Annotated in this window: 11 protein-coding genes and 3 pseudogenes; 9 read left to right on the forward strand and 5 right to left on the reverse strand. The window is 68.0% G+C overall.

Translation table 11 applies throughout. From position 1 onward, the window contains the following. The 5 genes and pseudogenes from KPL57_RS16375 to KPL57_RS16390 form a co-directional block, all read left to right on the forward strand. Nucleotides 1-297 (forward strand): transposase (locus KPL57_RS16375; protein WP_264198192.1); only part of this gene is annotated, 297 nt, incomplete at its 5' end. Between the two features lie 43 nt (nucleotides 298-340). Beyond that, nucleotides 341-733 (forward strand): transposase, encoded by a 393-nt coding sequence (locus KPL57_RS16380; protein ID WP_264198194.1) that lies wholly within the window; start codon nucleotides 341-343, stop codon nucleotides 731-733. Next, on the forward strand, nucleotides 630-845 hold the full coding sequence (locus KPL57_RS66590; protein ID WP_308252896.1) for a Tn3 family transposase: 216 nt from the start codon (nucleotides 630-632) through the stop codon (nucleotides 843-845). Before KPL57_RS16380 ends, KPL57_RS66590 begins: the two co-directional genes overlap by 104 nt. Before the next feature lie 246 nt (nucleotides 846-1,091). Next, nucleotides 1,092-1,453: pseudogene (locus KPL57_RS16385) on the forward strand (recombinase family protein); the annotation flags it as partial. A gap of 9 nt (nucleotides 1,454-1,462) precedes the next feature. Continuing rightward, nucleotides 1,463-1,675 carry a helix-turn-helix domain-containing protein gene (locus KPL57_RS16390; protein WP_264198197.1) on the forward strand — a complete coding sequence of 71 codons (213 nt, stop codon included), beginning with the start codon at nucleotides 1,463-1,465 and terminating at the stop codon, nucleotides 1,673-1,675. Here KPL57_RS16390 and KPL57_RS16395 read toward each other — a convergent pair. Then, entirely contained in the window at nucleotides 1,644-1,985 is a 342-nt protein-coding gene (locus KPL57_RS16395; protein WP_226352279.1) for a hypothetical protein, read from the reverse strand. The genes KPL57_RS16390 and KPL57_RS16395 overlap by 32 nt on opposite strands. Before the next feature lie 228 nt (nucleotides 1,986-2,213). On the opposite strand from KPL57_RS16395, the gene KPL57_RS16400 reads away from it, so the two are divergent. The 4 genes and pseudogenes from KPL57_RS16400 to KPL57_RS16415 all read left to right on the forward strand — a co-directional run bounded on the left by KPL57_RS16400 (nucleotide 2,214) and on the right by KPL57_RS16415 (nucleotide 4,390). Further along, on the forward strand, nucleotides 2,214-2,537 hold the full coding sequence (locus tag KPL57_RS16400; protein ID WP_226352280.1) for a hypothetical protein: 324 nt from the start codon (nucleotides 2,214-2,216) through the stop codon (nucleotides 2,535-2,537). Nucleotides 2,538-2,878: 341 nt separating this feature from the next. Further along, nucleotides 2,879-3,169, forward strand: a pseudogene (locus tag KPL57_RS16405) (nuclear transport factor 2 family protein); the annotation flags it as partial. Nucleotides 3,170-3,366: 197 nt separating this feature from the next. After that, entirely contained in the window at nucleotides 3,367-3,732 is a 366-nt protein-coding gene (locus KPL57_RS16410) for a hypothetical protein (protein ID WP_226352282.1), read from the forward strand. Between the two features lie 433 nt (nucleotides 3,733-4,165). Continuing rightward, nucleotides 4,166-4,390 (forward strand): hypothetical protein, encoded by a 225-nt coding sequence (locus KPL57_RS16415; protein ID WP_226352287.1) that lies wholly within the window; start codon nucleotides 4,166-4,168, stop codon nucleotides 4,388-4,390. A 49-nt stretch (nucleotides 4,391-4,439) separates the two neighbouring features. On the opposite strand, the pseudogene KPL57_RS72220 reads toward KPL57_RS16415, so the two are convergent. From KPL57_RS72220 to KPL57_RS72225, 4 genes and pseudogenes are all read right to left on the reverse strand, one after another. Continuing rightward, nucleotides 4,440-4,577, reverse strand: a pseudogene (locus tag KPL57_RS72220) (J domain-containing protein); the annotation flags it as partial. Then, the gene (locus tag KPL57_RS16425; protein ID WP_226352283.1) at nucleotides 4,574-5,683 is read right to left on the reverse strand and encodes a TraM recognition domain-containing protein; all 1,110 of its coding nucleotides are present in this window, start codon (nucleotides 5,681-5,683) and stop codon (nucleotides 4,574-4,576) included. The pseudogene KPL57_RS72220 and the gene KPL57_RS16425, both read right to left, overlap by 4 nt. Further along, nucleotides 5,584-6,594, reverse strand: coding sequence for a hypothetical protein (locus KPL57_RS16430; RefSeq protein ID WP_226352284.1), 1,011 nt, complete (start codon nucleotides 6,592-6,594; stop codon nucleotides 5,584-5,586). The genes KPL57_RS16425 and KPL57_RS16430 overlap by 100 nt, the downstream gene beginning before the upstream one ends. A 207-nt stretch (nucleotides 6,595-6,801) precedes the next feature. After that, the gene (locus tag KPL57_RS72225; protein ID WP_374203734.1) at nucleotides 6,802-7,212 is read right to left on the reverse strand and encodes a hypothetical protein; all 411 of its coding nucleotides are present in this window, start codon (nucleotides 7,210-7,212) and stop codon (nucleotides 6,802-6,804) included. Nucleotides 7,213-7,918 lie beyond the last annotated feature (706 nt).

A 7,918-nucleotide genomic window follows, 5' to 3' on the forward strand; every position in this document is an offset into this window, starting at 1 on the left:
CGAGGGGTGCTGATCTACTGGCACGTCGAGCGCGGCTCCGTGGTGATCCACTCGCAGCGGCTGAACTGCTCGGCCTCCGAGGTGCACGCGATGGTCGACGGCGCGATCCGGCATGGCACCGACATGCAGGTCGAGGCCAATTACGTGGACACGCATGGTCAGTCCGAGATCGGGTTCGGCATCACGAAGCTGCTCGGGTTCGACCTGCTGCCGAGGATCAAGCGATCAACAAGGTCAAGCTGTACCGCCCGGCTGCTGGCGAGCCAGACGCCTGGCCGGGTCTGGCACCGGCGATGACCCGCCCGTCCGGTGGGACCGCATCGCTGAGCAGTACGACCAGATGCTCAAGTACGCCACCGCGATCCGCGTGGGCACCGCCTCGACCGAGGCGATCCTGCGGCGATTCATGAAGGCCAACGCAGCGCACCCGACCTACCAGGCGATGATCGAGCTGGGCCGGGCGCAAAAGACCATCTTCTTGGCCCGTTACCTGCACAGCCGGGCACTCCAGCGAGAGATCCACGAGGGCCTGAACGTGGTCGAGTCGTGGAATCGGGCCAACGCGGTCATCTTCTACGGCAAGGGCGGGGGACCTGGCCACCAACCGGCGCGACGAGCAGGAGATGAGCGTGCTGTGCCTGCGGATCTTGCAGGCCGCCCTGGTGTACGTGAACACCCTGATGATCCAGGACCTGCTCGCTGGCTCCGAGTGGGACGACGCGCTCACCGCTGAGGATCGGCGCGGGCTGACGCCGCTGTTCTGGGCGCACGTGCTGCCCTACGGCGAGGTGCGGCTGAACATGGACGCCCGTCTTCGCCTGGCCGCCGCCGCCTCCAGCGGCTGACTGGCCGGTCTCGAAACCAAGGTTCCGCGACAGCGTGCAGGCGAGTTCGGACATCGACATCACCCCAGGTCACGCTGTCTCACAATCTAACGTCGAAACACCGCCTCGAAACACGGCCACATGGTAAACTTATGAGACAGTTGCGGGAGGAAACGAGACGATCATGACCGGCGAGTCCGCCATTACCGACCCGCGGATCGCCGCCGCCCTGGATGCCGACCGGGACCAGGCCAGGACGGTGACGTGATGGAACTGGGCTACGCCCGCGTCTCGACCACACACCAGGACCTCGAACGACAGCTCGACGCCCTGGGCCACCACGGCATACCCGACGAGCGGATCTACACCGACAAGAAGACCGGCGCCACCATCGACCGGCCCGGCTTCACCGAGCTGCGCCGCTACGCCCGCTCCGGCGACACGATCATCGCGACCAACCTCGACCGACTCGGCCGCAATCTGCGCGATGCCTCAACGTCGTGCACGAGCTGCGCGAGCAGGGCATCGGGATCAAGACCCTGAAGGACCCGATCCCGATCGACACCACCGACGACTCGCCGATGGCCGAACTCGCCGTCGCGCTACTGGCGCTGTTCGCACACATGGAACGAGTGTTCATGCGCGAACGCGCCGCCCACGCCCGCGAGGCCACCGCAGCCACGGGCAAACTGCCCGGCCGACCCCGCAAACTCGACCCCAACCAGCTCGCCGCGGCCCAGGCCGCCCTCGACACCGGCCAGACCGCCGACCAGATCGCAGCCGCGTTCGGCGTCAGCCGCGCCACCCTCTACCGCAACCTCACCGAAAATAAACCCGCTGACCAGCAATGATCGACTCGTTTGCGGCTGGTGACAACTCCCTTACCGGCGCCCCGAATAGGGTGGTGTCCATGTCGCTGTCGTCGCTGGTCGGGTCGCCGGGCCGGGCTCGTGGGGTGTGGTTGTCTGCCGGCAGGATTTCGATCTGCCGCCGGGGAGGGATCTTCGTCGGGCGGCGGAGGTCCTCGGTGAGCATTTCAGCGGGTTGCTGCGCCGTGGTGTGTTGTCCCGCGCGGTCGCTGCGGTCATCGCGAATCCGGCTCGTCACGGCCATGACCGTGACCTGCTCAGCGTGCAGGTCGATGTCGTTGCCCGTAACCACGTCGCCGGGCTCGCGGCCGCGCTGAACAGCATCCGTGATGGTTTCGGTTGCTGCCGGTCGCGTTGCCCGACCGGTTCAGCACCGCCGAGGTCGAGCACCTCGCGGGCAGGGTCGTCGGCGCCGACAATCTTCAGACCAGCACCCGTGAGATCGGTGGCGGGCTCTGAACCGCACTATCCTGGGTTCGTCCGGCTCGCCGCCGATCCGACGGTCTGTTATGACCTGGGCATGAGCATCGCCCAGCTTCCAGGCCAGGTACGTCAGATCGGGGCCGGTTTCGGGCGGCCCACGACCGTCCGGCTCAGCATCGACGTGCCCGCCGATCTTCATCAAGCGTTCGCGGCGTGGCGGTCGCAGACCGCGCTCGACCTCGGTCGTGGTGTGGTGAGTGTGCAAGACACCGTGCACGCTCTGCTCGAGGTCCTCGTCTCCGACGACGCTGTTGGCGGGCAGGTCCGGGCCCGGCTCCACCCCGCTACGGACGCGGCGCCCGCGGGTTCCCCGGTCACGGACGGTAGCGCCCGCTGCCGGCGTCGTCGCGGCGTCGTGTGACACGCCGTGGGCTGGCCCTTGCCCCGGTGGTAGAGATGCCGGGTGTTGAGAGCAGCGTTGAGAGCGGTGGGGACATCGCAGGGGACACGTCTGGGCGTGATGGCAGTGGTGTCGGGGTCGGCGGTGGTGTTGCTGGTCGCCGGTGGGTGTAGCTCCGCCGGGCAGCCTCCCACTGAGCATTCCGCGGCCGCCTCGGCGCCGCCGGCGCCGACGACGACTCCGGTACCGGTGGGGAGCAACGCGAAGCTGGTGACTGACTTCTACACCCAGGCGTTCGTCCAGCGTGATGTCGCTGGTGCGTCGCAGACCTATGTGGCGGAGAACTACATCCAGCACACCCGCAGGTCCCCAATGGCCGGGCGGCGTTCGTAGACACGATGGGCCCCTATGTCAAAGACAGCGGGGTGAGCTTCCGGATCGGGCAGGTCGTCGCTGAGGGCGACATCGTCGTGGTCCACGCCGAGTCCACGGAGAAGGACGGGAAACGGTCCGCGGTCGCGGACTTCTTCCGTGTCGAGGACGGGAAGATCGTCGAGCACTGGGACGTCATCCAGGACATCCCCGTTGAGACCGCGAACGGGAACCCGATGGTGCCGGGCCCCACGCCCACGCAGGCCCCGGGGCACCCGTAGGGAATTCCGCGTCACGGGCGGCAGGGCACCGGCGGGGCTGCGCTCGTGTGCGGCCTGGCGGGCAGTCCCGGGACGTCGTGACACGCCGAGCGTTTCGCGGCGCTCAGGTTCACCACCGCACCCCGGTTAGGGTGACGTCACCTACGCACAGTCACTGTCAGGTGTGTGGGGACTCGAGGGAAGGAACGGTTCGTCTGATGAAGTTCGGTCGTTGTCTTGGTGGTGGTCTCGCGGTCGCCGCGCTGGCTGCTGCGCCGTTGGTCGGTCTCGCCGGTACTGCTGTCGCTGACACTCCTGCTGCGGGGCCGGTCGCGGTGCAGGACTACCAGCCGGTGGACGACCGGGGCTGGAGCCAGACCGAGTTCGGCGGTAAGCACAGTGACGACATGGCTGACGAGCCGTGGCGGGTCAACAAGGACTGGAGCTGGGTGAAGGACTGGTGTGTGAACCACACCAAGGAGTCCAAGCTTCAGGGCCAGCAGGCCAAGCAGCAGGGCCAGCAGGACGCGACGTCCTACGCGGGCGTCAGTTGCCCGAAGGTCTGGCCGAACGACGTCCCCTGAGCGTCAACGCTCAGAGCACGCTCCGGGGGCGGGCGGCGGTCTTGCTGCCCTCCCTCGAAGCGGCCCGAGTGTCGAATGCAGGTCAGAACCTGTCAATGGGCGCCTACGGCGTCGCTGCGCGATCGACTCCGTCGCCCCTTTGACAGGTTCTGCCCACCATTCGGGCGGCCTTGTATCGAGGAAGAACGAGCCGTCGAGACGGGCCGTAGTCACCTCCGTTGTCGGGTGTTCGGTGACCTCGTCAGACACAACGACGACCGGTTGAGGACTATCGTCGCTGGTGGCGGGCGCCGGAGTTCCTGTTTCGCGGTCGGAGCAAAGCGCGGTCTGGTCGGCGCCCGCCCCACGACCCCACTGCGGCCTGCGACGAGTTGCTGGGTTCAGCCCGGGCGGTGGTTCTCGGTGCGGTGAGTCTCGGTGGCGAGGTAGGCGTGTGGGCGACCGCTGCGGTGGCTACCAACGCGACCATGGCGGCCGCGACCGGTGCGGCGATCATGGCGACACTGGCGGTGAGGACACCAGCGGCGACCAGAAGCCCGGCGACCTGCAGGATCAGGAGCCCGCCGACGAGGAGAGCCCGGGCGGTCGCTGCTTGGCGTGGCCGGGCCCGCCGGTGTCGGCGGATGCGGTGTCGTCCGGGGCGCTGGTGGTGTGGTGAGTAGTTCGTAGGCGCTGGTCAGGGCGATGAACCGTTCCGGGTCGCCGCCCCGGTCGGGGTGGTGATGGCGGGCGGCGGCCCGCCACGCGGTCCGTAGCAGCTCAGGTGAGGCGCCGGCGGGGACACCGAGCAGCGCCGCTGCGGCGGCCCGCGCCTGTTCAGGATGGACACTCGGGCTCGGGCTCATCGTGGGTCCTCGTTGCTGGTGTCGTGTGTCCAGTCGTCCCCGGTCCAGTCCGGGGCCTGGCCATCTCCGCCGCCGGTGGCCCGGGCGCCGTTACCGGTCGTGGTGCCGGGTCGGCGGAGCCGCCGGTTGATCGCGGCGGCCTGGCCTGCGGTGAGTCGGCGCCGGGACAGTGCCGGGCCGTTGGTGGGTGCGGTCCGCCGCGGCGAGCCGACGATCGCGGGCGAGGCGGCGAGTGGGGCGACGACGCCGTAGATGACCTGGTCGGGTGTGGCGTAGGCGAGGTGGTGGCGGGGGAGCTGTCGGAGCCGGTTCGGGTCGAGCAGGTAGGTGTGCTGGCGGCGCACGGTGCCGACACCGGTCATACGGCCACCGTCGAGTTGGTAGCCGACTTCGTCGACCAGCCGCGTCCCGAACCGCTCGGCGAGTTGTTCGGCGTTGCTGGTGCGGCCGAGTAGGGCGCCGCCGCCCATCGCGCCCAGCAGGCGGCGGCGTTGGTCTTCGGTGTCGGCGAGGCCTTCATAGGACTGGGCGGACACGATGACCGAGCCGCCCAGGGAACGCAGCCGTTCGACGAGGTTGATGACGTCACCTGCGGTGTCACCGGAGACCGCGGAGAACTCGTCGATGACGAACAACACCTGACGGCGTTGCCCGTCGTGAGCGACACCGAGTTCGTAGGTGAGCAGTTCGATGAGGACGGCGGTCTTCGTGGCGGCGACGACCTGGTCGGTGGCGCCGGGGACGGAGACGTAGAGGGCGTCGAAGTCCGACAAGGGCTGGCCGGCGTCGAAGTCGCCGACGATGCTGCGGAACAAATCCGCGAACAGCAACAGGTCGCTGTCGAGCGATGAGGCGCCCGCGCCGCCGCCGGTGGTCTTGGTCAGGGCGGCGATGGCGCGTTCCTCGACCGGATGTCCCGCCCACGCCGCCGTGAGCCAGGCCGGGTCGAGGCGTTGCAGGAACTCCGCCGACGACGCGGGTGGCTTCTCGGTGGGTGCGTCGATGATCAGGTGGAGTAGGCCGCGTTGCAGGACGTCGTAGAAGCGGTGATCGGTTTTCGCGAGTTGTGTAGGGCGGCGCGGAGCTGGGTGGCGGGCATGCGCCACATGTTCAGCGGGTCTCGAACGGGAAACACGCCGATCCGGTCCGGGTGCAGGCCGAGGTCTTCCATCGCGTCGGCCCATTCGTGGGCGTCGGTGTCGGCGTCGGGCCGCCTTTCGCGGCCAGGAAGATCACCAACGGCCGTGATCCCCCGAGCGCCGTGCTGTTGCTGGTTGTAGGCGGTCCAGGTGATCTCGGCCCAGCTGGCTGAGCAGCGCACCAGCATCGTGGTCTTCCCGGCGCCGTCTCGGCCAGGCAGACAGTGTGGAGGGCGATCGCGGGCATCGGGACCTGTAACCACGGCGCGGCGCGCGTCGACGCAGGGTGTCGGTGAGTAGGTCCGGTTGGGCGCGGACGGTGTCATAACGTGGGCCGAGGATGACCGAGGGTGTGCCGTCACGGCCGTGGCTGGCCAGTGGGGTGCGCTCGCGGCGGGCGCGGCGGGCCGCCGCACCGGCGCGGATGTGTAGCTGGCGGCGGACGTGGCGGTTCCCCGGCGGCCTGGTCGACACCGGACCGCATCCGCTTGGTGTAGAGGTGCCACCACACCCCAGGACGTGATCGCCACCAGAGGGGCGGTCGCGGCGGCGGAGGTCGATCCAGCGGGCAGGTAGTGCCCGTCCCATGCCTGACGCACCGCCGAGGCCGTCAGCTCCAGGCCCCACCAGGGCAGCATGCCGACGATCGGCCCGGCCAGCGCCGCAGCGGCCACGACGACCAGGGCGAGGTTGCGCAGCCGGCGCGGTTCCCAGCCACGGGCCCACGCCCACAACACCAGCACATGCCCGACCACGGTCGCGGGCACCACGACCGCCGCGACCGCCACGAACACCTGACCCACCGTCACCGAACCGAACAACGGGATATCCGGAAGGTCCGGGGCCCGCGCGGCGAGCACCCTCGTGAGGTCATTCATCGTTGTCGGTCGTTCGGGTGCGCTTGAGTTCGGTGAATTCCGGTTGCGCGATCACACGGTCGCGACCGCATCGAAGATCGCCGCGCCACGTGCAGTGTCCGGGGACGGTGGTGAGGACCGGTCCGAAGATCCCCGTCCGCCGATCCGCACGATCGGGGTGCCGACGTCGTCGCCGACCCCGTCGAGGGCGGCGTGTGTGGCTGGTGGTCACCGCTTCGTCCCAGACCTGGTCGTCCGCGCGCCGTAGAGGGTCATGGCGTCGAGGGCGGCGAGTGTGTCGCGTAGGACGGTGTCGCGCGGGACGTTCCCGCAGGTCGTGATAGCGGTGACCGAACTCGTAGAAGTAACGGTGACGGTGCTCGGCCCGCGGGTCGCGGCGATCGCTTCCGCGACCCGGACCGGGCGCCAAGCACTCTCATAACCCGCGTCAGCTCCAGCGGATCGGCCGGGTCCTGATTGAGGATCGCAAGGGCACGTCGTCCGGAAGTCCAGGTCGAGAGGGCGGGCGCGGGCGACGTCTCGTAGCCACTGGGACGTGACCCACGCATACGGGCACACCGGATCGATGTAGGCGGTCACGGTGATCCGGTCTTCAGTCGAAAGTTTCATCGGGCGCATCCTGATTTTTTCTAGCCATGTTGTTGTTGTTGAGGGTCGCGGGTCGCGCCAGCGGGCCAGCTAGCCTCCAAAGGTCATCTTTTTCAATTCTTGCGATACCTGGACGAGGAAGTAGACGGCGTCGGCGGCGGCAGTCTCGCTATCATTGTGGCCGTAGAGTAGATCAAGTAGCGCCGGACTCGCGCCGCCGCGTCTTGCGAGCTGAGTGGCGGCGTGAAGCTGGTGGCGTAGTACACGACTGCCGCGAACTCGCGGGGCGCGGGCGTCGGACCGTACGTTTCGAGGAACTGGTTCAGGACGCCACTTATCCGGAGAAGTCCTCGATGACTTCAAATAGTCGTTTCTCGTAGTCGCATGAGACTCTGACCTGGCCCTCTGGACTGTCGGCCTGGTCGAACAGTTTAGCGATATCGCCGTTGTCTGATATGTCGATCTCAACGCCGGGATGGTGTCGACAAGACGGTTGCGCAGGGTGTCGCTATGGCTGATCGCCCAGCGCCTCTGCCGGTAGTCAATGAGTCGGAGAATCCCGAACACGATGATCGCCAGGGCCGCGCAGAGCTGCCCGACGCTGCTCGCGATGAAGTTGGCGGTATTGATCGCAGAGATAGCTGCGTCAGGCGGCTGAAGCGAATTGTGCGTGATGACAACGAGCCGCGAAAACGCGATGCTAGCGCAAAGAGCGTGCAACCCAGCCCCAGGAGTG

The organism is Pseudonocardia sp. ICBG601, from assembly GCF_020496245.1.